The organism is Methylomonas sp. DH-1, assembly GCF_046097555.1.
In the GTDB taxonomy this organism is placed as follows: domain Bacteria; phylum Pseudomonadota; class Gammaproteobacteria; order Methylococcales; family Methylomonadaceae; genus Methylomonas; species Methylomonas koyamae.
This window is the reverse complement of record NZ_CP143089.1, coordinates 429,004-455,611: the sequence shown is the minus strand read 5'-3', so window position 1 is coordinate 455,611 and position 26,608 is coordinate 429,004. Positions and strand designations below refer to the sequence as shown.

Annotated in this window: 22 protein-coding genes; 3 read left to right on the top strand and 19 right to left on the bottom strand. The window is 59.9% G+C overall.

Annotated features, from left to right (window positions below):
• Window position 1: 1 nt before the first annotated feature.
• The 18 genes from VXJ35_RS02050 to gshB form a co-directional block, all read right to left on the bottom strand.
• Window positions 2-1,678 carry a BatD family protein gene (locus VXJ35_RS02050; protein ID WP_064020289.1) on the bottom strand — a complete coding sequence of 559 codons (1,677 nt, stop codon included), beginning with the start codon at window positions 1,676-1,678 and terminating at the stop codon, window positions 2-4.
• A gap of 15 nt (window positions 1,679-1,693) precedes the next feature.
• On the bottom strand, window positions 1,694-4,819 hold the full coding sequence (locus VXJ35_RS02045) for an efflux RND transporter permease subunit (protein ID WP_064020288.1): 3,126 nt from the start codon (window positions 4,817-4,819) through the stop codon (window positions 1,694-1,696).
• A 3-nt stretch (window positions 4,820-4,822) separates the two neighbouring features.
• The gene (locus tag VXJ35_RS02040; RefSeq protein WP_082880768.1) at window positions 4,823-5,938 is read right to left on the bottom strand and encodes an efflux RND transporter periplasmic adaptor subunit; all 1,116 of its coding nucleotides are present in this window, start codon (window positions 5,936-5,938) and stop codon (window positions 4,823-4,825) included.
• Between the two features lie 63 nt (window positions 5,939-6,001).
• Window positions 6,002-7,291: a hemolysin family protein gene (locus VXJ35_RS02035; protein WP_064020286.1), complete on the bottom strand. Its 1,290-nt coding sequence runs from the start codon at window positions 7,289-7,291 to the stop codon at window positions 6,002-6,004.
• A 39-nt stretch (window positions 7,292-7,330) separates the two neighbouring features.
• Window positions 7,331-9,070 carry a VWA domain-containing protein gene (locus VXJ35_RS02030; protein WP_064020285.1) on the bottom strand — a complete coding sequence of 580 codons (1,740 nt, stop codon included), beginning with the start codon at window positions 9,068-9,070 and terminating at the stop codon, window positions 7,331-7,333.
• Window positions 9,070-10,056, bottom strand: a complete 987-nt coding sequence (locus tag VXJ35_RS02025; RefSeq protein ID WP_064020284.1) for a VWA domain-containing protein — start codon at window positions 10,054-10,056, stop codon at window positions 9,070-9,072. Before VXJ35_RS02025 ends, VXJ35_RS02030 begins: the two co-directional genes overlap by 1 nt.
• Window positions 10,053-10,520, bottom strand: coding sequence for a DUF4381 domain-containing protein (locus VXJ35_RS02020; RefSeq protein ID WP_064020283.1), 468 nt, complete (start codon window positions 10,518-10,520; stop codon window positions 10,053-10,055). Before VXJ35_RS02020 ends, VXJ35_RS02025 begins: the two co-directional genes overlap by 4 nt.
• Before the next feature lie 17 nt (window positions 10,521-10,537).
• Window positions 10,538-14,683: an EAL domain-containing protein gene (locus VXJ35_RS02015; RefSeq protein WP_064020282.1), complete on the bottom strand. Its 4,146-nt coding sequence runs from the start codon at window positions 14,681-14,683 to the stop codon at window positions 10,538-10,540.
• Between the two features lie 14 nt (window positions 14,684-14,697).
• Window positions 14,698-15,612 carry a DUF58 domain-containing protein gene (locus VXJ35_RS02010; RefSeq protein ID WP_064020281.1) on the bottom strand — a complete coding sequence of 305 codons (915 nt, stop codon included), beginning with the start codon at window positions 15,610-15,612 and terminating at the stop codon, window positions 14,698-14,700.
• Entirely contained in the window at window positions 15,612-16,598 is a 987-nt protein-coding gene (locus VXJ35_RS02005; protein WP_064020280.1) for a MoxR family ATPase, read from the bottom strand. The genes VXJ35_RS02010 and VXJ35_RS02005 overlap by 1 nt, the downstream gene beginning before the upstream one ends.
• 65 nt (window positions 16,599-16,663) lie before the next feature.
• Window positions 16,664-17,365: a TIGR00730 family Rossman fold protein gene (locus VXJ35_RS02000; RefSeq protein ID WP_064020279.1), complete on the bottom strand. Its 702-nt coding sequence runs from the start codon at window positions 17,363-17,365 to the stop codon at window positions 16,664-16,666.
• Window positions 17,366-17,410: 45 nt separating this feature from the next.
• Window positions 17,411-18,715, bottom strand: a complete 1,305-nt coding sequence (locus tag VXJ35_RS01995) for a dihydroorotase (protein WP_064020278.1) — start codon at window positions 18,713-18,715, stop codon at window positions 17,411-17,413.
• 58 nt (window positions 18,716-18,773) lie between these two features.
• Window positions 18,774-19,736, bottom strand: a complete 963-nt coding sequence (locus VXJ35_RS01990; RefSeq protein ID WP_064020277.1) for an aspartate carbamoyltransferase catalytic subunit — start codon at window positions 19,734-19,736, stop codon at window positions 18,774-18,776.
• The gene (gene pyrR / locus VXJ35_RS01985) at window positions 19,733-20,254 is read right to left on the bottom strand and encodes a bifunctional pyr operon transcriptional regulator/uracil phosphoribosyltransferase PyrR (RefSeq protein WP_064020276.1); all 522 of its coding nucleotides are present in this window, start codon (window positions 20,252-20,254) and stop codon (window positions 19,733-19,735) included. Before pyrR ends, VXJ35_RS01990 begins: the two co-directional genes overlap by 4 nt.
• 72 nt (window positions 20,255-20,326) lie before the next feature.
• Window positions 20,327-20,773, bottom strand: coding sequence for a Holliday junction resolvase RuvX (gene ruvX / locus VXJ35_RS01980; protein WP_064020275.1), 447 nt, complete (start codon window positions 20,771-20,773; stop codon window positions 20,327-20,329).
• The gene (locus VXJ35_RS01975) at window positions 20,766-21,332 is read right to left on the bottom strand and encodes a YqgE/AlgH family protein (RefSeq protein WP_054762395.1); all 567 of its coding nucleotides are present in this window, start codon (window positions 21,330-21,332) and stop codon (window positions 20,766-20,768) included. The genes ruvX and VXJ35_RS01975 overlap by 8 nt, the downstream gene beginning before the upstream one ends.
• 16 nt (window positions 21,333-21,348) lie before the next feature.
• Entirely contained in the window at window positions 21,349-22,242 is an 894-nt protein-coding gene (locus tag VXJ35_RS01970) for an energy transducer TonB (RefSeq protein WP_064020274.1), read from the bottom strand.
• A 1-nt stretch (window position 22,243) separates the two neighbouring features.
• Entirely contained in the window at window positions 22,244-23,194 is a 951-nt protein-coding gene (gene gshB, locus VXJ35_RS01965; protein WP_054762380.1) for a glutathione synthase, read from the bottom strand.
• A 138-nt stretch (window positions 23,195-23,332) separates the two neighbouring features.
• Here gshB and rpmB point away from each other — a divergent pair, with 138 nt between their 5' ends.
• Both rpmB and rpmG read left to right on the top strand, forming a co-directional pair.
• On the top strand, window positions 23,333-23,569 hold the full coding sequence (rpmB, locus tag VXJ35_RS01960) for a 50S ribosomal protein L28 (RefSeq protein WP_054762397.1): 237 nt from the start codon (window positions 23,333-23,335) through the stop codon (window positions 23,567-23,569).
• An 11-nt stretch (window positions 23,570-23,580) separates the two neighbouring features.
• Complete coding sequence (gene rpmG / locus VXJ35_RS01955; RefSeq protein WP_054762382.1) at window positions 23,581-23,736, top strand: 50S ribosomal protein L33; 156 nt, start codon at window positions 23,581-23,583, stop codon at window positions 23,734-23,736.
• Between the two features lie 37 nt (window positions 23,737-23,773).
• Here the strand turns inward: rpmG and VXJ35_RS01950 are convergent, their stop codons facing one another.
• Window positions 23,774-25,117, bottom strand: coding sequence for a cyclic nucleotide-binding domain-containing protein (locus VXJ35_RS01950; RefSeq protein ID WP_064020273.1), 1,344 nt, complete (start codon window positions 25,115-25,117; stop codon window positions 23,774-23,776).
• 149 nt (window positions 25,118-25,266) lie between these two features.
• On the opposite strand from VXJ35_RS01950, the gene VXJ35_RS01945 reads away from it, so the two are divergent.
• Window positions 25,267-26,607, top strand: a complete 1,341-nt coding sequence (locus VXJ35_RS01945; RefSeq protein ID WP_197496063.1) for a DegQ family serine endoprotease — start codon at window positions 25,267-25,269, stop codon at window positions 26,605-26,607.
• Window position 26,608: the final 1 nt, after the last annotated feature.

Below are 26,608 nucleotides of genomic sequence, written 5' to 3'. Positions count from 1 at the left end.
CTCAGATTTTGAACAAGGGCTCCAGGCCGTCGCCGTTGTCCGCCACATCGCTGACCTGCCGCGGTTCGGCGCTGAACGCCGCCCACAAATCCCGTCCCTGCCAGTCCTGGCCGCCGGGGGTATACAGCAACCGGTTCAAGCTATCGATTTCGCTGCGTAGCGTCTCACCGCAACAATTCGCCAAACCGGCCAGACTGTCGCTACCGTAGCGGGTTTTGCCCCACTGCAACAACAACTGTTTGGCCGCTTGCGGATTGTTTTCCCAACAGGCCCGCTTCAAGGCTTTTTCCAGCGCGCTTTCGGCCGAAGCCGGGTTGCTAGCGCCGCTCCGGCCGCCGTTGCGGCGGCGGCGAACCAAGCCGATTACCGTCAGCAGCCACCCCAGCGCCAGAATAGCCGACACCACCTGCCACACTCTGGTTTCCCTATCCGAGCAAACGCCGATCGGCGTTGCGGCAACCGCGCCGGGTTCGGCCGGCTTGGCGGCGGCCGCGGCAACGTCCGGCCCCGCTGTTCCGGCAACGGCCAAGGCCTTGATTTTGGCGGCCGGCAATGCGGCTTCCTCGATTTTGTGGGTTTTGGTATTGAACCAGCGGATGTGCAGCGCCGGCAGACTGTATTCGCCGGGCTTGGACGGAATGAAGGCGATTTTCTCCTCGCGCGACGCGGTTAAGCTGCCGCTTTGTTTGTCTTCGTTCAACAGCGGTTGGTCGGGATAGGTCTTGATGCCGTCGATCGGGGTTTTGTCGAACAACTCCGGCAACTGGCCGACCGTCGCCCCCTTGGCTTTCAGGGTCAAAGTGCGGGTCAGCGGCTCGCCGACTTTGGCTTGGCGGGAGGCGTCGGACCAACTCTCGCTCAATTCCAGCGATTCCGCGCCCAACCAAGCGCCTTTAAACTCGGCCGGCACCGCGCGCACGTTCAGCGTCACGGCTTTCGATACCACCCGCCGGGTTTCGGTGCTGGGCCGGTTGAAAAAGCCGTTGAATCGCGGCTGCTGCCGGCCGCTGACGTATTCGGCGTTCAACACCAGCGGCGCAATCGTGAACAGCCCGCTCTGCTGCGGAAAAATGGCATATTTGCGCTCGGTTACCCAATAATCGACGCCCTTGATCTGGGTCGAATAAGTGCTGTCCTCGCCCAGTTTTTCCACCAGGGCATCCTTGATTTCCGGCTCGCTCAGGCTGGCCTGGGTAATCTGGACCCGGCGGAACAATTTCAGCGTGTAAATCACCTGCGCCTGCACGTAAGGCTGCTCCGGCGTTGCCGAGACTTCCAGGAACAGCTCGTCGTCCTTTGCGGTCGGCTGCGCGGTTTCGGTCACCGTCAGCGCCAACGGCTTACTGCTGTCGGCACCGAAGGCAATCGCCGGTATCGTCAACTCGCCGCTACGTTTGGCCATTGCCGTCAAAAGCCATTGTTCGTTGCGGCTGCTTTTGCCGTTAACCCAGGACGCGCTAGTGCTGCGTTGTTGGTTGACGATCTCGAAATCCTGCCGCAACGGCTCGAAATCCGGACTGCCGTCCGGTTGCTCGGCCGCGGTAAAGGTGATTTGAAACGATTCGTTCAGCCCGACCGGATTGCGGTCCACCGCAACGCCGATCTCGGCGGCGCCGGCAACGCCGCTCAGCAAAAACAAGCACAACCCCAACCAACAAGGCAGCAAACAATTACGCATAGGCAAAAACCCGGTTCATTTCATCGAAAACGGTTTATGAACATCCTGGCGGCCGTCGAACCAGCCGTACAACACTGGCAATACCACCAGGGTCAATAAGGTGGAACTGATCAGGCCGCCGATCACGACGATGGCCAACGGCTTTTGCACTTCCGAACCGGGTCCGACCGCAAACAGAAACGGCACCAACCCGAGCAAGGCCACCGTCGCCGTCATCATCACCGGCCGGAAACGCTGTTCGCAGCCGCGGCGCACCGCATATTCCAGATTCAAGCCACTCTCGCGCTGCGCCCGGATATACGACACCAGCACCACGCCGTTCAACACCGCGATGCCCCACAAGGCGATAAAACCGACCGAGGCCGGCACCGACAAGTACTCGCCGCTCAGAAACAGCGTGACGATACCGCCGATCGAGGCAAACGGCAGCACCAAAATGATCAACGCCGCAAAACGCAGCGATTTGAACAGCATGAACAACAGAAAGAAGATCGCCGCAATCGTCACCGGAATGATCATTTGCAAATGGCCCAAGGCCCGCTCCATGTTCTGGAACTGGCCGCCCCACTGAAGATAGTAGCCTTCCGGCAATTTGACCTTGTCGGCCACGGCTTTTTGCAATTCGGCGACGAAACCGCCCAAATCGCGGTCGCGGACGTTGATGCCGACCACTATCCGCCGCTTGCCCATTTCCCGGCTGATCTGGGCCGGACCGTCGTTCAGGCTGATCTTGGTGACGTCGCCCAGCGGCACCCGCGCCCCGTTGGCCGAGGTCAGCATCAACTGGTCGATGGCGGTGATATTGTTACGGAATGGTTCCGGCAACCGCACCGCAGCGGAGAAACGCCGCTCGCCCTGGTAAATCTCGGTCGCCACCTTGCCGGCAATCGCAGTTTCGATCACGTCGTGGATGTCCGACGCATTCAGGCCGTGGCGGGCAATCGCCTGGCGGTCCACGGTAATGTTCAAATACTGCTGGCCGGTCAGCCGCTCGACCCGGATATCGCGGGCGCCGTTGACGCCGTTGGCAACGCCGGCGATTGCGTCGGCCAGCCGTTTCAGCTCGGCCAGATCGTCGCCGAACACTTTTACCGCCACGTCGGAACGCACGCCGGTCACCATCTCGTCGACCCGGTCGGAAATCGGTTGCGCCATCACCACCTGCATGCCGGGCAGGTTTTCCACCAGCTTATCGCTCATCGCATCGGCAATATTGTCCTGGGTCCAGCCTTGCGGCCATTCCTCGCGCGGTTTCAAAGTGACGATAGGCGTCGACTCGTTTTGCGATTGCGGATCGGCCGGGCTTTCGCCGCGGCCGACGCCGGACACCACGTTCTTGACGCCGGGAATCTGCATGACCATTTTCATCGCCTGCATCTCGACGTTGATGCTTTCTTCCAGCGAAATATTCGGCATCCGGTTAATTGCCGGCACGATGGAGCCTTCCTTCATTTCCGGAATGAACGAGGTGCCGAGCAACGGCAACAGCAGCAACGAGCCGATAAACGTCGCCACAGCGGCGCCGACCACTTTCAGCCGGTTGGCCATGGCAAAATCCAGCAAGCGCAGGTAATGGCGTTTGATAAAGGCAATCAAGCGGGTGTCGTGTTCGCCGTCGTGGCCCTCCAGCGCAAATGCGCACAACACCGGCGACAAGGTCAGCGACACCACCAGCGAAATCAGCAAGGCGATGGCGATGGTGTAGGCCAGCGGCGCGAACATCTTGCCTTCCATGCCCTGTAGCGTCATCAGCGGCAAAAACACCAGGACGATGATACCGACGCCGAACAACACCGGCGTCGCCACTTCCTGGGTCGCGGCCTGCACCACCCGCACCCGGCTGGTGGCGCGACCCTTGCGCTCGCCGAGCAGGCGGAACGCGTTCTCCACCACGACCACCGAGCCGTCCACCATCAAGCCGATAGCAATCGCCAGCCCGCCCAAGGACATCAGATTGGCCGACAAGCCTAGCTGGTTCATCATGATGAAGGTCACCAACGGCGTCACGATCAGCGTGCCGACCACGATCAGGCTGGAACGCACGTCGCCCAGGAACAGAAACAAAATGATGACGACCAAGACGATGCCTTCCATCAACACCTTGGTTACGGTATGCAAGGCCGCGTCGACCAAATCGCTGCGGTCGTAATACGGCACGATTTTCAAGCCGCCCGGCAACATGCCCTTGGCGTTGATTTCCGCCACTCGCTCCTTGATCCGGCTCACCACTTCCTTGGCGTTACCGCCACGCAACATCATGACGATGCCGCCGACCGACTCGGTGTAACCGTTTTTGATGACCGCGCCGGCCCGCACTTCGTGGCCGATTTTAATTTCGGCGACGTCGTGCATGTGCACCGGCACGCTGTCTTCCTCTTTCAATACGATATTGCCGATGTCGTTGACGTCGTTGATCAAACCGACGCCGCGGATCAAATACTGCTCGGCATAGTGCGGCAGTACGCCGCCGCCGCTGTTGGCGTTGTTGCGGGCCAAGGCCTCGAATACCTCGTTCAACGAAATCCGGTAATGGTGCAAGCGGTTGGGATTGACCAATACCTGGTACTGTTTGACGTAACCGCCCTGGGAATTAATCTCGGCCACGCCGGGTATGCCGCGCAGCAATGGCCTGACCACCCAATCTTGCGCTTCGCGCCGGTACTGCAATTCTTCCTGGGTCAACGGCCGCTCGCCGTCGTCGTCGCGGTCCAGCGTGTATTGGTAAACCTCGCCCAGACCGGTCGATACCGGTCCCAGCACCGGGTTGACGCCGGGCGGCATCTGCTGCTTGACTTCGATCAGGCGTTCCATCACCAACTGCCGGGCGAAATACACTTCGGTCTTGTCGGTGAAAATCAGCGTGATCAGCGACAGGCCGTTTTTATTCAGCGAGCGCATTTCCTCCAACCCCGGTAAGCCGGCCATCGCGATTTCCAGCGGCACGGTCACCAGCCGCTCGACCTCATCCGGCGATTTTCCGGTGGCCTCGGTGGCGATTTGCACCTGGATGTTGGTCACGTCCGGAAACGCATCCACCGACAGCTGCCGCACCGCGCGCACGCCGAACAACGCAATACCCACCGCCAGCACCGCCACCAAAATCCGTTGTTGCAGCGCCAGTTCTATCAGACGGTTGACCATGGCTTACTCCAATGTGCTGCGCAGGCGTTCGTTGTTCAAATGAAAGGCGCCGTTGACGACGATCTTTTCGCCGGGCCGCAGTCCATCCAATAATTCGCGCTTTTGCGCTTCCTCGCGGCCCAGTTTGACCGGACGCAATTCGAAGCGGTTGTCGGCGTTCTGCACGAACACGTGGTCTTTATCGTTTTCCCGCACCACCGCCTGGCTAGGAATCAGCAGCGACTGGGCGCCGGGCTTGCTGATTTTCAGGGTTGCCAGCATCTGCGGTTTGAACAGCCGTTGCGGGTTGGCCAGCGCCATTCTTACCGTCACGGTGCGGGTGTCGGGATCGACCAGATCGGAGACGTATATCAATTTGCCGCTGACGCTCTCGCCCGGCAGCGCCGGCACCTCGGCCAGCACTTGGTCGCCCTGGTGCACCCAGTGCGCCTGTTGTTCCGGGATCTCGGCGACCAGCCACAGTTGCGACAAATCGGCGACCGTGTATAGGCTGTCGGCCGGCTGCACCACCTGGCCGATCGCAACGTTACGCTCGATCACGACGCCGTCGATGCTGGAGGTGACCGGCGAAAACGAATGGATGCTGCGCTGCTTGTCCAGCCGCTTCAGATCGGCCTCACTCATGCCCATCACCCGTAGGCGGTCGCTGGCAGCGCGCAAGTCCACCTCGGCTTCAACCAGCACGCCCTGCCGTTCCTGCAACTCGGCTTCGGCTATCACCCCGCTTTCCAGCAAACGTTCGGCGCGCTTGACGGTGATCCGCCGCAAATTGACTTGCGAGGTGGCTTTCAGATAATCCGATTGGGCTTGGCTCAGTTCGGTGCTGTTCAACAGTGCCAGCCGGTCGCCCTTCTTGACGTTCTGGCCCAACATGGCATTGATTTCGGTGATGCGGCCGGTCACGCTGGCACCGATCCGGGCCACCCGATGCTGGTCTAAGTCCACTTGTGCCGACAAGCTCAACGACTCCCGCATCTCGCCGGGCCTGACTTCCTCTATCGTCAACAATTTCATCAACGCCGGCGACGCTTCCAGCAACGGTTTCATGTCCGCGGCCGGAACCGGTCCGGCCCGCCACACTAAAACGAGGAACAGGGTTAAGAATCGCTGTACTTGCATGGTTATTTCCTTTTGTCAGTAATCTGCTAGCCCGGCGCTGCCGCAACCGGCCGGCCCCGGCGCTTATTCTTCGCCGGGGCGCGGTGTGATCAGCACTTTGTCGATCCGCACGCCGTCGATGTCGACGATTTCGAACCGCCATTCCCGATATTCGAAGGTTTCGGCGACGCGCGGAATGTCTTCCAGGTAAAACAAGACGAAGCCGCCCACCGTATGGTAGGCATTGTCGGCTTCGCCGGGCAGTTCGCCGCTGATGCCGATCAACGATTTCAGGCGCTGCACCGAGACACCGCCGTCGACCAACCAAGAGCCGTCGGCCCGTTCGGCAATGTCGACATCCAGGTCGCCGCCGGGCAGTTCGCCGACGATGGCCTTTAACACATCGCTCAACGTCACCAGGCCCTCGATATCGCCGTATTCGTTGGCCACCAGCGCCAAATCGGCCTTATTGGCTTTGAAATACTCGAGCAGTTGCACCAGCGTCATCGTCTCCGGCACGTAATGCGGCGTGCGGACGAACGGCGCAATTTCGAACGCCGTTCCGCTCATCGCCGGCAGCAGCAAATCGCTGCGCGCCAATACGCCGGCGATGTTGTCCAGCCCGCCGCGGCAAATCACGGTTCTGGCGTAGGGGCATTCGGCAATCTTGCGCCGCACCGCGGCGTCGCCGTCCTGCAGGTCGGCGGCATAAATCTGCAGCCGCGGCGTCATCACCGCGCCGACCCGCTGCTCGTCGAGTTTCATGACGTTGCCGACCAGATGGCGTTCGCTGGCATGGAACACGCCGGACTCGGCGCCGATTTCCATCAGCAACTTGATTTCCTCGTTGGTCACGCTGGCCTGCGGCGGCTGGTGGGCGCCGCACAAGCGCAACAACAGCGAACTGGACGAAGACAGCAACCAGACCAGCGGACTGGCGAGCGCAGCCAACATGTTCATCGGTTTGGCGACGGCCAGGGCAATCCGTTCCGGATTCAGCAAAGCCAAGCGCTTCGGCGCCAATTCGCCGACCACGACCGAGCAATAGGTGATGGCAACCACGGTTGCGATCAGAGCGATGCTGTCGGCGTAAGCCGCCAACCAGGGAAATTGGGCTAGGTAGCGCTGCAGCGGCTCGGTCAAGGCACTCTCGCCGAGCGCGCCGCTGAGGATGCCGACCGAGGTAATGCCGACTTGGACCGTCGACAAAAACCGGGACGGGTCTTGGTGCAGTTTCAATGCGGTGGCGGCACCGGCGCGCTTTTCTCCGGCCAATTTCTGCAAGCGGGCCAATCCGGACGACACCAGCGCCATTTCCGACATGGCGAACACGCCGTTGAGCAAAATCAAGAGCAGTATCAGGCCAATATCCATCGTCTTCTCATCAGTCTGTGGAACGGGTTACGCTTCGCTTTACCAGGGGTTTTCGGCCTGAGTCCGGCGATTGCGTTGGCTGTATTGGTATTTGAATTTACGCCGCAACAAACCGGTGGGCTCGTCGGGGATACGTTTCAATAGCTGTTGGTTGGCGCGCTCGGTTTCGTTCTGCTCGACCTCGGCGGCCGATTGCGCCGGCTGCGGTTCCGGTTTGGCGTCCTTGGGCTGGGCTTGGGCCGGGTCGGGCTGCGCCGGTTGTTGTTCATCCGCTGGTTTCGGCTCCTGCGGCGTTTGCGGTTGCTGCCCAGACTGCCGTTGCTCCGCCGCTGGTTCTCGTTGTTGCTCAGCCGATTGCGCCTGCCGGTCGCGGTCGGCTTGACCGGACTGCGCTTGCTGTTGCTGTTGCTGTTGTTGCTGTTCCTGCAATTTCTTCTCGACTAATTCCTTGTTGAAGCGCGCGTCCTGGTGCTGCGGGTCGAGCCGCAAGGCTTCGCGGTAAGCTTCCACCGCCTCCGGCAGCCGGCCGGCAAGGGCCAGCGCGTTGCCGCGGTTGTAATGGCCTTCCGCACTGTCGGCGTGTTGCAAGGTTTCGGCGGCCTGTTCGTATTGGCCGGCCTTGTATTGGGCGGCGGCGCGCCAGGCTTGATCGCGGAACTGCTCGACCGCTTGCTGGTATTGCTGCTGCTGGAAGGCTTGTTGCGCGCGTTGGTCGGGGGTTTTCCATAAACTTTGCCAATCCAGCGCGTATCCGTTTCTGGGTAGCGGCGCCAGGCTCAACAGGCACCAGAGCAGCAAACCCTTCCTGAACTGCAGCGCCGCCCACGGTAACACCAGCAAAACCAGCCACGGGCCTTTCTCGTCCCATTGCTGCAACAGCAAATTCGAATCCCGGTTTTGCGGATCGGTTTGTGCTGCGTTAAACGCCCGGCTCAAGGCTTCGACGTCTTCGTCGCCGGCCGTTACCGGCTGGTAAAGGCCGCCGCCGTGGCGGGCCAGAGTTGCCAACGTCGCTTCGTCCATTTTCGCAACGACGATATTGCCGCTGCGGTCTTTCAAAAAGCCGCCGCCGGCCGCCTGGATCGGCGCGCCGTCGGCAGTACCGACCGCCAACACCGATAATTGGTAGCCGCCCAGCCACTGCTCGGCCTGTTCCGCCACGTCGGCGTCGGCACCGTCGGTGACCAGCAGGATATGGCCCTTGGCCAGCCCGGCCTGGCGCAACAAATTGGCGGCGTGTTCGATGGCGATACCAGTATGGCTGCCCGGACTGGGCATGATGTCGGTGGTCAATGCCGGCAACTGGCTGTCGATGGTCGCGGTGTCGGTGGTCAGCGGCGTCACGGTAAAGGCGTCGCCGCCGTAAACCAATAACGCGGTCTGGCCGTCCTTGCGCTGTTTCAGCAGATCGGCGATTTTGTAGCGGGCCTTGCCGATGCGGCTGGGCTTGATATCGGCGGCATCCATCGATTTGGACAAGTCCAATGCAATCACTAGAGCCGCATCGTTTCTGAAGGCCGGGCTGGGCAAACGCTCCCAGGTCGGGCCGGCCAACGCGGTGACCGCCAGTACTGCCGCCAGCGCGGCGGCGGCAACGCTGTGGCGCTGTTGCGCTGCCCCCGGTTGGTCCTGCAGTACAAACGGTAGCAGTTCCGCATCGCAAACTTCAGTCCAATTCGCCCGGCTTTGCCGGTGCCGCGCCAGTTTCAGCAACAGCAAAGCTGCCGGCACCAAGGCCAGAAACCAGAGCGGACGCAAGAAATGGAACTCTGCCGGCATCAGCTCCACCGCAAACTCCCGGTGGCGACCAAACCGGCCAGCAACAAGGCCAGTGCCAGCGGCCAATGGAACAGCTCCGTGCGCGGCCGGAAATATTGTTTGTCTTTTTCCACCGGTTCCAGTTGGTCCAGCATTTGGTAAATGCGTTCCAATTCCTCGGTATTGCGGGCGCGGAAATAGTGGCCGCCGCTGGTATCGGCGATGGCGGTCAAGGTCTTTTCGTCCAAATCCAGCGACGGATTGACCCGGCGGGTGCCGAACAGACTGCGCACCAAAATCTCGTCGGCGCCGATACCGATGGTATAGATTTTCAAGTGGTGTTCGGCGGCCAATTCGGCCGCCTTCAGCGGCTCCAGTTCGCCGGCGGTGTTGGCGCCGTCGGTCAACAGAATCAGCACCCGGCTGGAATCTTTCTGGTCTTGCAGGCGTTTTATCGCCAGGCCGATGGCATCGCCGATAGAGGTTTTCGGTTCGTCTTCGGTGATGCCGATAAAGGCTTCGCCGAGCAAGGTCTGCACGGTCTTACGGTCGAAGGTCAACGGTACGTGCAGATAAGCCTGGGTACCGAATAGAATCAGGCCGAGACGGTCGCCGGCGCGGCGCATGATGAACTCTCCGGCCACCTGTTTGATCGCGGTCAGCCGGTCGACCCGCTGTTTACCCAACAGGAAGTCTTCCTCCTGCATGCTGCCGGATACGTCGACCGCCAGCATCAGATCGCGGCCGCTGACCGCCTGCTCCAACGGCTCGCCCAGCCATTGCGGCCGCGCCGCCGCCAGCAGCAGACACAGCCAGGCGCAAGCGGCCAGCCATAGCGGCCAGCGCCGTTCGCTGCTGGCGATTTGCCCCGGATCGCTGCCGAAATCGTCCAGAAACGGCGTTTTCAACGCCGCTTGCCGGGCCGGAACCTGGGCCGGCAACCAGCGCCGCAGCAACAGCGGCAACGGCGCCAGGGCCAACAGCCAAGGCCAGACCAGCGTTATCATGCGTGTTTCGCCTGTTGTTTCAGCCAGCGTTCGCACAGCTCGAACACCGCGTCCAGCTCGGCTTCGGCCGGCGCGTGCGGCCGGAAGTGGGCATCGGCCAGGCATCGGCCCGGACCTTGCGTGAACGGCGCATCCGGCAGGGAGCGGTCCAGATACTGCAGCCAGGCGTGGCCGCTGAGGCTGGCCACGTCCCGCCGCGGCGCGGTACTCATTGCGACCCGGCGCAGCAACGCGGACAAGGCCGCCACGGTTTGTTTGGCATCGCCGTTGGGTTGGCGGCGCATACTTTGCAGCAATTTGCCGGCGGTTTTAACGGCGCTGCGCCGGCGCATTCTTTTATAAAGTTGGCGCAAGGCAAGCGCCAAAACCGGCAGCAACAGCGCCAACGCCCACCAGCCGGGCGCCGGCGGCCAAAAACCGACGGCGTCGGGCAAATGAATATCTCTTAACGGCAATTGTTCCATCGTTGGCGTTATCGAATTCAGGGAAGTTGAGTATACAGGATCAGACGTTCGTCGATTTCCTGTTGTAGCGCCTGCAAATCGGCAAACCCGGCTTGCGCTGCCGCCAACTCGCCGGCATCGTACCGATGCTTCAAGCGGTCGGCTTGGCTGTGCAAATCGTGCTGCAATTGCTGGAGCCGTTCCAGCCAATCCTCGGCGTATTGCCGCTCCTGCTTGGCCTGGCGCAGCCAGCGCCCGAGATGGGTGCGTTTGCGATCCATGATCGGCCAGGCCGGCGCCGGCTTCTGCCCGGCACCGTACAGGCAATCCCGCACCCGCTGCAACCATTGCCGGGCATCGCAGCGCCGAATCGCGATCATGGTCTGTTCCGGCGTCAACTCGGCATTGGCATAGAAATTCCAGTCGGCAAAAGGCCGGTAGCCGGCGACCCATTCGGCGACCTGGGCGGCCGGCATCGGCCTGGCAATGGCGTAACCTTGCAGCAGCCGGCAGCCCAGCAACAACAGCACGACGCCCTGCTCCTGGCTTTCGACGCCTTCGGCAACCACCTTACGGTTAAAAGCCTGGCTCAGCTCGATCACGCTGTCGATAATGGCGTAATCGTCCGGGTCGTCCAGCATGTCGCGAACGAAGGTCTGATCGATTTTGACGGTATCGACCGATAAATGCCGCAAATGAGTCAACGACGAATAGCCGGTGCCGAAGTCGTCCAGCGCCACGCTGATGCCGAGTTGTTCCCGGCAATTCTTGATGATGCGGTTCACGGCGCCCAAATCGTCCAACGCCGTGCTTTCCAGTATTTCGAGCTGCAAGGCTTGCGCCGGAACCTCGGGATGTTGCCGCAAGATGCCGGCGATATGGTCCTGAATCCCGGGCCACAGCAAGTGGTAAGAGGAAATATTGACGCTGACTTCCAACTTCAACCCCTGCGCCCGCCAGGCCGCCAGGTCGCGACAGGCCTGCTCGATCACCCAATTGCCGATGCGGATTTCCAGATCGGTGGAGGCGATGGCCGGCAAAAAATCCAGCGGCGGCACCATGCCGCGTTGCGGGCTCAACCAACGGATCAGCGCCTCGACCCCGGCCACCCGTCCGCGCTTGATATCGACTTTGGGCTGGTAATACAGGCACATTTCGCCGTTGAGGAAGGCCGCTTCGATATCGCGCAATTGCTGGTGGCGATGCATGATCTGCTGGTCCTGGGTCGCATCGAACAACTGGCAGCGGTTCTTGCCGGCCAATTTGGCCTGGTACATGGCGTGGTCGGCGTGACGCAACAGGCCGTCCGGATCGGCATCGTCCAGCGGATATAAGGTATAGCCGCTGCTGGCGCCGACCGTGACTTGCTGGCCGTCGATGGCGAACGGTTCGGAAATCGCCTGGTGAATGCGCAGAATGGCCTGCTCGCATTGCTCCAGCGTGTCGATATCGCGCAGCAGCAACGCAAATTCGTCGCCGCCGTGGCGCGACACGCTGTCTTCCTCGCGTATGGCATTTTTGATGCGCTCCGCCACTTCCACCAGCACCCGGTCGCCGACGTCGTGGCCGAACACGTCGTTGACCGGTTTGAAACCGTCCAGATCCAGAAAGCAGATCGCCAGCAGCGACTTGTCCCGCTTGCTGTGGGCGATAGCCTGGCTCAGACGGTCGGCGAACAATATCCGGTTCGGCAAGCGGGTCAGCGGGTCGTAATGCGCCACCAACTCCAAAAGCTGTTGCTGTTGTTTGGCCTGGGTCACGTCGGAAAACAAGCCAACGTAATGCGTGATGTGGCCGTCGCTGTCGCACAACGCCGAAATCGTCAACCATTCCGCATATAAATCGCCGTTTTTCTTGCGGTTCCACAATTCGCCGTGCCAATGCTGGTGCTGGCGCAACTCGCGCCACATCTCGGCATAGAATTCCGGGCCGTATTTGCCGGATTGCAGAATGCTTGGATTTTTGCCGACGATCTCGTCCCGGCTGTATCCGGTAATCTCGCAAAACGTCGGATTGACGTCGATGATGTTGGCGGCGGCGTCGGTGATCAAAATGCCCTCGTGGGCTGCGCTGAATACGCGGGCGGCCAGTTTCAAATCATCCTCGGCCAATTTGCGCTCGGTAATGTCGCGCGACAGGCCGAGCAAGGCGGTAATATTGCCGTCGGCATCGCGCATCGGCACGGCATGGGTATCCAGCCAGCGCTGGCCGCCGCGTAAACCGGTGATTTCGAATTCCAGCGTGCCGGAAGCCCCGGCGAAGACGCGGCGGATCAATTTCTTGAATTGGCTACGGTATTTGGCGCCAACCAGATATTCCAACCGGCAATCCTGGGCCTGTTGCAAGCTATCGGCTTCTATCATGTCCAGGCCGGCCCGGTTCATCTGCAGCAGGCTGCCGTCGCGCGCCAGCAGTTTTACGCATTCCGGTTGCGATTCGACGATAGTGCGCAATTTCAGCTCCGACTCCTGCGCCTGTTGCGCCGCGGCTTTTTGTTCGGCCACCGCCGTTTCCAGATCGCGGGTACGCTGTTCGACCAAAGCTTCGACTGCGGCGGTACGGCCGCTGACGATCAACAGCATAATGTTCATCAAGCTGGTGAAACAAAGCCCGCCGAGCAAGGTCACCCACAGCACGGAAGAACCCTGTTCGTTGATGAACAGGCTACTCGGCGAGATCGTCACCCGCCAATCGCGGTCGACGAACTTGAAGATGCGCTGCCAATCCCGCAGCGCGTAATTTTGCCTTACCGTGGCCGGCAGACGCTTGGCAAACAGTTCCTTATGCACGCCGCTGCCGGCGGTATCTTCGATACTGATGTCCAGCGATTGCGTGTTCAGTCCCTTGGTAACGACTTCCACCATCCGCGCCGGCAAAATCACCGCCGATACGAAACCGGCAAAATCCTGGCCGCTAACGCCGGCCGCCGCCTTGAACACCGGTATCGACACCAATACGCCCGGCGCCGAGCCGTTGACCTGCATCAGACTGAGGCCGGCCGACGCGGTCGGCTTGCCGGTGGCGCGGGCCTCGTCCTTGGCCAGTTTGCTCAGCGGATTGGAAAGCGAATCCAGGCCGAACGCTTTTTCGTTGCCGACCATCGGCTCGACGTAGGCCACCGGAAAATATTCGGCGCGTTCGGCGGCCGGCGCCAAACCGCCGTCGGCGCCGCGCTCGGTAATGCGAAAGCCGGCGTAGCCTTCCTGCTGCACTTTGGCCTCGAAGGCTGCGCGTTGCTCGAGGCGGATGCGCGGCAACCATTCCAAGGCCTGGATTTCCGGATGCCGTTCCAAAATGCCGCGGGCGAACACGGCAAATTCCGCGCGGCTGACATCGCTGGACGCCAGAAACACATCCCGCAACGCCAGACTGCTGTCGACGACATGGGTGGTATATTCCACCAATAGCGTTTCGATGGCGGCGGCCCGATTGTCGAAGGCCTGCTGGATCCGGGTTTGCTCGGCGCGAAACACCTGCATGAACACTAAAACCAGCGCCAGCAAAGTTCCCAGCAGCGGCAAGGCCACGCTCAAGCGCCGCGCCCGCCACAACGCCTGCGGCCGGCCGCAGACGCAAAATAGCAACGGCGCGATCACCATCACCCCCAAGCTGTCGCCGATCCACCAGTTTCGCCAGGAGTTTTGCAACTCGTCGCCGGGCATCAAATCCAGGCCGTACAGGGTGGCGACACCAACGCTGGGTGCGGTCAAACAGGCCAGCGGGCCGGCCAACACGAAAAATGCCAGGATGGCGCCCGGCGTCTCCAGCTTCGGCAAGCCAGGCTGCAGGTATTTTTCGGACAACACGGACGCGACCACGGCTTGCAGGGTACTGCCGCTGGCGATCAGCGACGCGGCGGCAATAGCGGCCAAGTCCAATTGGCCGGAGAAACTCGCAGCCGTGGCCAGTTCGTTCAGCAGCGCCCCCAACCAGATGCCGGGCCAGAACCGGCGGCCGAATATCAGCAGCGCGGCCAATGCAATCCCGGCCGGCGGCCATAGCGGGCTGGAATAACCGGGCGGAATCACCAGTTTCATCCCCAACCAACCGCCGAGAAAAATCGCGGCCGCCAGCAAACCGATGCCGCCGGCGAAATGCCATGGCCGCATAAATCCGGCTTGCCGTGCCCGCAGCGCCGGGGCGGCCAGATTGGCGGAACGTAAAAGATTCAGGGAAGCGGGCATGGTCGTTCTAAACGCTAGCGGTATTGCGGCCGGGCGCCGGTCAGCACGTCCAGCGCCGCTTGCTGCGTGCTGCAGGGAATCAACAGCAGACGCAATTGGTTGGACAACTTTTGCAACAACCGGCGGCGGTCGGCGAAACGTTGCCGGTAAGCCTCCGCCCGTTGCCGGTCGCCGCTGTCGAACAGGATTTCCCGCAAGCCGTCGGTAAACCGGTAGCGACCCTTGCCGGGCAGGCTGATTTCCAGCGGATCGGCGATGTGAACCAGGACCACTTCGCAGTGCTTGGCCAAATTGGCCAGATGCCGCTCGGCGGCGGGGTTCAGGCCGCGAAAGTCGCTGAGGATATAGACCCGGCTGCCGGGACGGGCATGGTGCAGCAATCGGGACAACGGCAGGTCGAGCGTAGCGGCCGGATCGCCGCTATAGACGGGTTTTACCAGGGCATTCAAAAAACGCAGCAAGGCCGGTTTGCCGGTTTGCGGACGGATTTCCTGGCAGCCGGCTTCGCTGAATATCTGGCCGCCGATGCGGTCGCCCTGCTGTAGTGCGGCCCAAGCCAGCAAAGCCGCCAGTCGAGCTGCCTGCACCGATTTGAATACGCCGCGGGTAGCGAACGCCATCGCCGCCCGGTAATCGACGGCGATGAACATCGGCCGCTCCCGTTCCTCCTTGAAAATCTTACTGTGCGGTTTGCCGGTGCGGGCGGTGACGCGCCAGTCGATGCGGCGCACGTCGTCGCCGGGCTGGTACAGCCGGGTTTCGTCGAATGCCATGCCGCGCCCTTTCAGATGCGACAGGTAATTCCCGCTCTGCGCCGCGCGGATGTTGGCATGGCCCAGGCTAATCGCAGCGGCCGGTTTGGCCAGATCGACCAACGCTTTTAGAGAGACGGCCACCCGCGGGTTGTCGGCCGTTGGTTGCGCATTCATCAGGGCACGGCGATTCTGGCGATTAGTTCCTTGACCACATAGTCGGCGGTGATGCCTTCGGCTTCGGCTTCGTAAGACAAAATCAGCCGGTGGCGGAGCACGTCGTAAGCCATGTCCTGGATATCGGCCGGATCGACGAAATCGCGCTGCGCCAGCCAGGCCTTGGCCCGGGCGCAACGGTCCAGCGCGATGCTGGCCCGCGGGCTGGCGCCGTATTGAATCCAGCCTGCCAAGTCCTGGCCGTAGGCCGCCGGTTTACGGGTTGCCAGTACGATCTGCAACAAATATTGCTCCAGGCTGTCGGCCAGATACAGGTCCAGCACTTCGCCGCGGGCGGCGAACAGGGTTTGCTGACTGATCTTTACCGCCGGCGCGGCGCCGGCCTGCAAGGCGCCTCTGGCTTCGGCACGGGCCAAATGCAGAATGGCTTGTTCGTGGACCGCGTCCGGATAATCGATTTTGACGTGCAGCAAAAACCGGTCGAGCTGCGCTTCCGGCAACGGATAGGTGCCTTCCTGTTCGATCGGGTTTTGCGTGGCCATGACCATGAACAGTTGCGGCAACGGATAAGTGGCTTTGCCGACCGTAATCTGCCGCTCGGCCATCGCTTCCAGCAACGCCGCCTGCACTTTGGCCGGCGCCCGGTTGATTTCATCGGCCAGAATCAAGTTATGAAACAAGGGGCCGGTCTGAAATTCGAAACTGCCGAGCTGCGGCCGGTAAATTTCGGTGCCGGTCAAATCGGCCGGCAACAGGTCCGGGGTAAATTGCACCCGGTGAAAATCGGCCTGAATGCCCTGGCTAAGAACGTTGATGGCGCGAGTTTTGGCCAGACCCGGCGCACCTTCCACCAACAGGTGGCCGTCGGCCAGCAGCGCGATCAACATCCGTTCCACCAGGACTTCCTGGCCGATGATTTGGCTGTTGATGTGGTGTTTGAGTTGTTGCAGCGCGGTTTGGCAGGAATCTGGGCTGGTAGCGGTCATGTCTGATTAAGGTTTTAAAGTTTGCCGGTCTGGGACCGGCAACGGTCCGAAAAGTTGCGGTTCGACTAGTTTTTGCGTTGCCGGTCTTTCCATTCGCGGTGGGCAACCATGATTTTGACGACCTCGTGCGGGTCGTCGGTGACGGTGATCAGCGCCAAATCTTCTTCGGAAATCGTGCCGTATTCGAGCATTTTCGCCTTCATCCAGTCCATCAGCCCGTTCCAGAAATCACTGCCGAACAACACCAACGGAATCGGATAGACCTTGTGGGTCTGCATCAAGGTCAGCGCTTCGAAAAATTCGTCCAGCGTACCGAAACCGCCCGGCATACAGACGTAACCGATCGAGTAGCGCACGAACATCACCTTACGCACGAAGAAATAACGGAAATTCAGCGCGATGTTCTGGTAAGGGTTGGGCTTTTGTTCCATCGGCAATTCGATATTCAACCCTATAGAAGGCTGGTCGTTGGCGATGGCGCCTTTATTGGCCGCCTCCATCACGCCCGGCCCGCCGCCGCTGATGATGGCAAAGCCGTGTTTGCTGAGCAGGTCGGCAATTTCCACGGTCTTGGCGTAGTAGGGATGCTCCGGTTTCAAGCGGGCCGAGCCGAAAATCGAAATCGCGTCGCACAGGCCGGACAATTCGTCGAAACCCTCGGTAAATTCGCTGATGATGCGAAAAATACGCCAGGATTGATCGCCCTTCAAATCGTCGATAATGCTGGTCGATGCGGAACTGCTGGTTCGGTTTTTGATGCAACTCATGTTTGCTTCCTTGGCGAGGGCTGCCCGCCGTCACGGTTACGGAGGTCAGGCCCGGTTGGTTGCCGCGGGTTGCTGCAGCCGGTAAGCCACCCGTCCGCCTTGTAAGGTGTGGGTCACGCGCCCGATCAACTCGCGCCCCCAATAGGGCGTATTGCAGCCGGCGCTGAGCCAGGCCGGGCGCTCGACCCGCCAGACCAGAGCGGGGTCGAAAATACAGACGTCGGCGTTCGCTCCGATTGCCAGCGTGCCGGCGGCCAAGCCCATAATCCGCGCCGGATTGCAGGTCAGGCCGGCGAGGGCTTGCGCCAAACCGATCCGGTGTTGACCGGTCAACGCCAGCGTCAACGGCAACAGCGTTTCCAGTGCCGCCACGCCGGATTCGGTTTCCGGAAACGCGCCGAGCTTGGCATCCAGGTCGTGCGGTTGGTGGTCGGAACAAATGGCGTCGACGGTGCCGTTGGCCAAGGCTTCGCGCAGGTATTGGCGGTCTATCGCCGCGCGTAGCGGCGGCATCACGTGGTAGTTGCTGTCGAACGGTTCGATGTCGTTTTCGGTCAGATGCAGTTGGTGTATCGCAACGTCGGCGGTGACGTTCAGACCGTACTTTTTGGCCTGCTGGATCTTGATCACCGATTGCTTGCAACTGATTTGGCTGAAATGCACCCGGCAGCCGGTCAATTCGGCCAGTTCCAGACACTGCGCCAACGCAATCGATTCCGCCGCTTCCGGAATGCCCGGCAAGCCGTAACGGCTGGCGACCGCGCCTTCGTGGGCGCAGCCCTTGCCGGATAGCGACGCCTCGTTGGCGCGGAACATCAACAGCAAATCGTGGCTGCTGGCGTATTCCATAGCTCGGCGCAAAATCAACAAATTGCCGAGCGGCGCGCTGGCATTGCCCACCGCGATGCAGCCGGCCTGTTTCAAGGCAAACATCGTGCTGAGTTCGTTGCCGTCCAGGCGCTGGGTCAACGCACCGATACTGTATACCTGCGAATAGCCGGCCTGCTCCGCCTTGTCTTTAATGTACTCGACCACGGCCGGCGTATCGATACAGGGCTTGGTGTCGGGCGGCAAACACAAGGACGTCACGCCGGCAGCCAGTGCAGCCCGGGTTTCGGATTGGATATTGCCTTTTTGGGTCTGGCCCGGCTCGCGCAGGCGCACGCTCAGGTCGACGAAGCCGGGGCACACCACTTGGCCGGCCGCATCGATGGTCTGTTCCGCATCGAAATCGGCCAGCGCTTCGCCAACGGCGACGATTTTGCCGCCCGAGATATACAGCGAACCGATGGCGTCGATGCCGTTGGCCGGGTCGACGATGCGACCGTTCTCGATTTTAATCCTGCTCACTCGGCACCTCGCTGGCGGACCGCCGCTGCCGGGGCAAAATTTCCGTCCTGAAATGGGGTCATGCCGTACCTCCGCTTTGCATGGCCATCGACATGATCGCCATCCTTACCGCCACGCCGTTGCTGACTTGCTGCAGGATCACCGATTGCGAACCGTCGGCAACGCTGGAGGCGATCTCGACGCCGCGGTTGATCGGGCCCGGATGCATCACGATCGCATCGGGCTTGGCCCGCTGCAGCTTGGCTTCGGTCAAACCGAAACAGCGGAAAAATTCGCTTTCGCTGGGCAGGAAGGCCGAGTTCATCCGCTCCTTTTGCAGACGCAGCATGATCACGACATCGACATCGGCCAGACCTTCGTCCATGTCGTGGATCGGCGTGACGCCCATGGTTTTGACCTGGGCCGGCAACAGCGTTTTGGGGGCGATGACCCGAACTTCGGCCACTCCCAACGCGTTTAAAGCCAGGATTTGCGAACGCGCCACGCGCGAATGCAGGATGTCGCCGACAATCGCGACTTTCAGGCCCTCGAATTGTTTCTTGTGTTGGCGGATCGTGAACATATCCAGCATGGCCTGGGTCGGATGGGCGTGCTGGCCGTCGCCGGCATTGATCACACTGATGTGGGGCGCCACTTGCTGGGCGATGAAATGGGCAGCCCCGCTCAAGGCATGGCGCACGACGAACATGTCGACCTGCATCGCTTCCAAATTGCGGATCGTGTCGAGCAAGCTTTCGCCTTTGGATGTCGCGGAACGGGCGATGTCCATGTTCAACACGTCGGCCGACAGCCGGGTGGCGGCCAATTCGAAGGTAGTGCGGGTGCGGGTCGAGTTTTCGAAAAACAGGTTGACGATGGTCTTACCGCGCAGCAACGGCACTTTTTTGACCTGGTGTTCTGACATGCCGACGAAAGACTCGGCAGTGTCCAGAATCTCGGTCAACAACTCCCGGTCCAGACCTTCTATGGTCAGAAAATGCTTGAGTTTGCCTTGCTCGGTCAGTTGCAGATGCCGGGTCATGCCGCGACTCCGGCCAGGTCCTGAATCTCGATACCGAGCGGGTCGGGGCCGGTCAATTTGATCCGCTGGCCCTCGGCCAGATCGATACGGATGCCTCGACAATCGGGCTGCAGCGGAATTTGGCGGCCGTTGCGCTCGATCAACACCGCCAGCACTACCTGGCTGGGGCGGCCGTAATCGAAAATTTCGTTCAGTGCGGCACGGCTGGTGCGGCCGCTGTAAAACACGTCGTCGATCAGAATGATATCGCGCCCTTCCAGATGCGGCGGCAACTGGCTGGTCTTGACCTTGGGATGCATGCCGATTTGGGAAAAATCGTCGCGGTAAAAGGTGATGTCCAGCAAACCCAACGGTTCGCCGATACCCAAGCGTAAATGCATGTGGCGGGCGACCCAGGCGCCGCCGCTGTGAATGCCGATCAGCAGCGGATTATGCAGTTTGCGTTCGCCGATCTGCTGGCGGATGGCAAGTTCCAGGTTATCCAGCAGAATGTCGATATTCAATGAAGCAGTAGGCATGGCGTGGTCGAGAGTTTTATAGTTATTATCGATAGAGCGCAGGACAAAAATCCATCCGCCCTAAATCCGGATTTATCGGTCAAACCAACTTTGCAGAATCAATTGGGCGGCAAGTTGGTCCTGTACCGCCCATAGTTTAGTCGCGCTGAGTTGCAATTCGTCGAACAGCATCTGTTTGGCGGCAAATGTGGTCAGCGCTTCGTCGATCTGGTGTACCGGCAGATTGTAACGGCCGTGTAACTGGCGGCAGAATTTTTGCATCCGCGGCGTCACGACATTGTCGGAACCGTCGGCTTGGCGGGAAATGCCGACCACCAATCCGGCCGGCCGCCATTCAGCGATAAGCAGGCCGATCCGGTTCCAATCCGGCACCTGGTTTAACGAACGGATGGTTTTCAGCGGACTGGCGATGCCGCTGCCGGCATAACCGACCGCAACGCCGATTTTTTTGTTGCCGAAATCGAATCCCAAATAGGCGTCGCTGCTTAATTTGGCAGCCAGCGGATCGATTTTAACCATGTCCGGCCGGCGTGGTCAGGCGGTTGATGTCGATCCCGAGCTGGCCGGCCGCGGCGTTCCAGCGTTGGCTGATCGGCGTCTCGTAGAGGATGGCTTCGCCGCAGGGCGTATTCAACCAGGCGTTTTCGACGATTTCTTTCTCCAACTGGCCGCTACCCCAGCCGGCATAACCCAGCGCGATCAGGTAGTGGCTGGGGCCTCTGCCTTCGGCGATGGCTTCCAGGATGTCGCGGGAACTGGTCAAGGTAATGTTTTCCGCAGTGGAAATGCTGGAATCCCAACGTTGCCCGCAGGCATTGTGTATCACGAAGCCGCGCTCCTGCTGCACCGGGCCGCCGGCGAAAATCGGCGTGTTCAACACCGCTTCGATTTCGGATTTGATGCCCATCTGCTCGAAAATATCTTTCAATTTCATACCGGTCGGCCGGTTGATGACGATACCGAGCGCACCTTCCGCATTGTGCTGGCACAGGTAGGTGACGGTATGAAAGAAATGCGGGTCGGCCAGGCCGGGCATCGCGATCAAAAACTGATTGTTCAAATACGTTACGTCTGTCATGGCATTGCTCATTAGGCTAGCGTGCGGTCATACCGGTTTCGTCCGAGAATTTCCAGACCCTGGTGATCACCAAAACGTTCACTTCCCGTAACAACTCGTCCGGCAACGCCGCGAACGGCGCACTCATCTTGACGATGCGTTTGGCGGCGTCGTCCAGCGCCGGATTACCGGACGATTTGACTATCCGCATGCTGTAAATACTGCCGTCGGCGTTGATGCCGACATCCATCGTCAAGGTCTGCGAAGCGCCTTTTTTGCGTGCCGCTTCAGGATAATTCAGATTGCCGGTACGCTCAACCTTGTCCTCCCAATCCCTGACGTACTGTGCCGCCAGGTATTTGTGGGTACTGATCGAGTGCACGAATTTGATCTTGGATTCCTGGGTGCTTTGCTGGCTATTGCGAATCCGTTCGCCCAATTGCGCGATTTGCTGCTGCAGCGCTTCCGCCGACAATTTGGGGGCGGCATCGTGCATTTCATCCGGTTCCGGCGTCTGCACCGGTTGTTCCGGCTCGGCGGCCACTTTGGCCGGCGCCTTGGCCTGGACCAGCACTTTCTCGGTGACCGGCTTTGCCGGTACCGGCGCCGGTTGCGGCTGCACTTTTTTCGGCGGCGGACTCGGAGGCGCGAGCGGCACGGCCTCTCTATGCTGCAACGGCTCCGGTTTCTTGGTTTCTTCGCCGGCACCGAGCTGATGCTCGGCGGCCAGATATTTGGCATCTTTCGGCGCTTTTTTCAGCGGCGTGTGCGCCACGGTGATTTCCATCGACTTATTCACTTTTGCCGGCTGCGGCGCCGTGAAGTTGATCCCGAGCACGAGAGCGATATGAACTACCGCCGCCAGGAACAGCGCCGTGATCAGCGAATCGCCTTGCGACAGCGGAGTCGGCGTCAATTGCGGAGCCTGCATTTCAGCCTTGTACTTGGGCGGCAATGTGGTCCATTAATTGCGCACTGATATTGATGCCGAATTGCTTGTCCAATTCCTGGACGCAGGTCGGGCTGGTGACATTGACCTCGGTTAGATAGTCGCCGATCACGTCCAAACCGACGAACACCAAACCTTTTTCGCGCAAGGTCGGCCCGACCTGTTCGGCGATCCAGCGGTCGCGCGCGCTCAATTCGCGGCCTTCGCCGCGGCCGCCCGCCGCCAGATTGCCGCGGCTTTCGCCGCTGGCCGGAATCCGCGCCAGGCAATAAGGCACCGGTTCGCCGTTCACCATCAAAATCCGCTTATCGCCGTCCCTGACCGCCGGCAAGTAACGTTGCGCCATGATGTAACTGCTGCCGTGGCGGGTCATGGTTTCCAGAATCACGCTCAGATTAGGGTCGCCCTCGCGCACGTGGAAAATCGAGGCGCCGCCCATGCCGTCCAAAGGCTTCAGAATGATCTCGCCTTGTTCGGCCAGAAAATTGCGGATTTTTTGCGGGTCCCGCGCCACCAGCGTATCGGTGCAGCATTGCGGAAACCAGGCGGTAAACATTTTTTCGTTGGCGTCGCGTAAAGACTGCGGTTTGTTGACCACATACACACCCTGGCGTTCGGCCTGTTCCAATATGTAGGTGGCATAGATGTATTCCTGGTTGAACGGCGGATCCTTGCGCATCATGATCACGTCCAGTTCGGACAACTCGATCTGCCGCTCGGCGCCGAACGCATGCCATTGCCGCTCGTCGCGCTTGACTTCGAGCAAGCGGCTGCGGGCGTAGGCGTGGCCGTTGTGCATGAACAGATCGGACAGCTCCATATAGTGCAGCTCCCAACCGCGAGCCTGGGCTTCCAGCAACATGGCAAAACTGGTGTCTTTCTTGATATTGATCTGGTCGATGGGGTCCATGACCATGCCGAGTTTGAGTGCCATAAAGTCCTGTAATACGCGAAATAAGTGGAAATGGAGCGGATTTTATCAAATTTATTTTCCGGGCTGTGGTTTACCCGGAAAAGTTTTTTTGATATAAAGCGCGGCTATTTTGAATCAAAAGCTCGCATTGAGGTAGTCATGTCCAGAGTATGCCAAGTAACAGGTAAACGCCCCCTGAGCGGGCACAACGTTTCACACGCGATGAACAAAACCAAGCGTCGTTTTGAGCCGAATCTGCACCACCACAGATTCTGGGTCGAGAGCGAAAACCGCTGGATACGCTTGAGAGTATCCTCGAAAGGCATGCGGATCATCGACAAAAACGGTATCGATGCGGTATTGGCCGACATCCGTAGCCGCGGCGAACAAGTTTAAGGAGACAGACAATGCGCGACAAAATCAAATTGGTTTCGACTGAAGGCACCGGCCATTTCTACACCACGACCAAAAACAAAAAAACCATGCCGGAAAAGATGGAGATCAAAAAATACGATCCTGTCGTCCGTAAGCACGTGATGTACAAAGAAGCCAAAATCAAATAAATCCGCTTCTAGCCCTCCGGGCGGCCGGGATACCCGGTCAGCCCCGGTTGTCGGCTTTCTTCAGCTCTGCCAACTCAGCCTTCAGGCTTTCCGCGTATTTGGCGAGCGACACATACTTCATTTCCAAAGCCTTTTTCTCGGCTTCCAAAATATTGTACTTGGTCTTAAATTGCTGCAAATAGCGGCGCAGCTTCAGCATGTCGTCCTGTAACGACGACGGCTCGGCGAACACTTGGCTGCTAGCGGCGGATATGCCGGTTTCGCCGGATACTTCCCGAAAATTGCTGGTTTCGACGCCATCGTCGATCGGAAAAGAAGACGGCGCTTTCAAATGGGCCGGATCGATAGCGTCGATGCCGCCGGCCAAAATCAGCGCGTTGAATTTATGCCGCATCAAGATAAATGCCGCCGCCTCGCTCATCCTGCCGTTCTGGCAAACCACTACGATCGGATGTTGGCGGTTCAAGGTCTTCAAATGCATCCTTAGCGAAAAAAACGGGATATTGATACTCATCGGCAAATGCGATGGCTTGTATCGGTCCGGCTCGCGCACATCGATCAAATCGGCGCCCTTCGCCACCAAATCCTGCGCCTCCCGGTAATCGATGTATTTCAGCGTCGGTTGTTTGATCAGCGTCAGAAACAGCTCTTTGGACAAACGCAACAGGCTGACATCGGTCAGCGCGGTCACCGACACGTTGCGCGGTTCGCCGGAAATCAACGCATCCTCGCCGAAGGTATCCTGATCGCCGAGCTGGGCCAGCTTGATCTCTTTTGCGTTCGGCGCCGGCCGGCGGCTGACTTGGCACTGGCCTTTCTTGATGATGTAGAAATAGTCGCCAGGGTCATCCTGCCTGACGATCACTTCACCGACCTCGACCCGCAGTTCCTGCATGCCGATCAAAATTTTCTGCAGATTGGCCGGAGGCAACGCCCGAAACACCGGCGACTTCAATAGCGTCGTCATCCAGTCGTCGTTGTCTTCCACCTCTTCTACTACCATAAAACTCTCGTTTTCCTCGAAATTGCCGTCTTGCGCCGATTTGACCACATCGCTATTCAAACGTAAAAACCGAATTCTGCTATTAGCGACTGCGTTCACCTTTCGCGGAATCTGGTGCGCCAGCGCAAACCGCGCCGAAGGGCTGTCGGCGCTGATGGTTTCGATCTTGAGCGCTTCGGTCTGCAAGGTCACGCTGCCGTCCAGCAAATAGACCAGCTCGTTGCGCTCGTCGCCGCGTTCAAATAAAAATTTACCCTCTTCGGCGGATTCGATATTGATTTGCGCGCATATCGCCTCAAATTTACTAAACGGCAGCGTGGAGAGCGGAATTAACTGCCGGATAATCCGGCCCTCGGCGGAATGGATGTCGACAGCCACGAGTCAGGTGCGGATTGAAGTGAACGGAATCCAACGACAGAACATGGCCTATGATAGCCGATTATCAATCAAACACTTTGAAACAAATTTAGGCTCCGGCGTGTCCATGCCGGCGATTCAACGACCCACAACCGGAGAACATGACGACCATGAATAAACTGATTCTGCTATTGTTGCTTGGCTTGAGTAGCTGGCAAACCAACGCCGCACTGCCGCTGCAAGTGGACGGCAGCAACCTACCGTCGCTGGCGCCGATGCTGGAGCAAAGCATGCCGGCCGTCGTCAACATTTCCACCTCGACCAATGTGCGGATGCAGGAAAACCCGTTGATGAACGACCCGATTTTCCGCCGCTTTTTCAACATCCCCAACAACCCCAAGCAGCAACAACGCAACAGCCTGGGTTCCGGCGTCATCATCGACAAAGACCAAGGCTACGTGCTGACCAACAACCACGTGATCGACAAAGCCGACAAGATTACCGTGACCTTGGCCGACGGCCGCCAGCTTAACGCCAAACTGCTCGGCACCGACCCTGAAGCCGACGTCGCCGTGATCCAAATTCCGGCCGACAACCTGACCGCGTTAAAAATCGCCGACTCCAACCAATTGAAAGTCGGCGACTTCGTCGTCGCGATCGGCAATCCGTTCGGCCTGGGCCAAACCGTCACCTCCGGCATCGTCAGCGCCTTGGGCCGCTCCGGCCTGGGCATCGAAGGCTACGAAGACTTCATCCAGACCGACGCCTCGATCAACCCCGGCAACTCCGGCGGCGCGCTGGTCAATCTGCGCGGCGAATTCGTCGGCATGAACACGGCAATTCTGGCGCCCAGCGGCGGCAACGTCGGCATCGGCTTCGCGATTCCGTCCAACATGGCGATGCGTTTGATGGAATCTTTGGTGCAACACGGCGAGGTACGGCGCGGCCTGCTCGGCGTCACCACCCAGGATCTGACGCCGGAATTGGTCAAGGCGTTTTCGTTGAAAAGCCAGCGCGGCGCGGTGGTGAGCCGAGTCGAAGCCGGCTCGCCGGCCGAAAAAGCCGGCCTGGAACCGGGTGACATCATCGTCGCGATCAACGGCCAGGATGTCAAAGGCGGCAGCGCTCAAATCCGCAACGCGATCGGCCTATTGCAAGTCGGCGATACCGCCGAGCTGGACATCATGCGCGGAGAGGAACGCAAAACCGTGCAAGCCACAATCGGCAAACCGAAACGGCCGCAACTGGAAGGCGCCAAACTGCACCCGGTGTTGAGCGGCGCCACGCTCGGCGTCACGCCGAAGGATCAAGTGGAAGGCATCCTGATCGAAAAAATCGAGCAAAACTCCAAAGCCTGGAAAACCGGCCTGCGCCCCGGCGACGTCATCGTCACCGCCAACCGCTACCGGGTCAGAAACCTGGACGAAATGAAACAGGTGGTCAACCCGAATGCGCCGTTGCTGGTCAACCTGCAGCGCGGCGGCGAGGCGTTTTTCGTGGTGCTGCAATAAG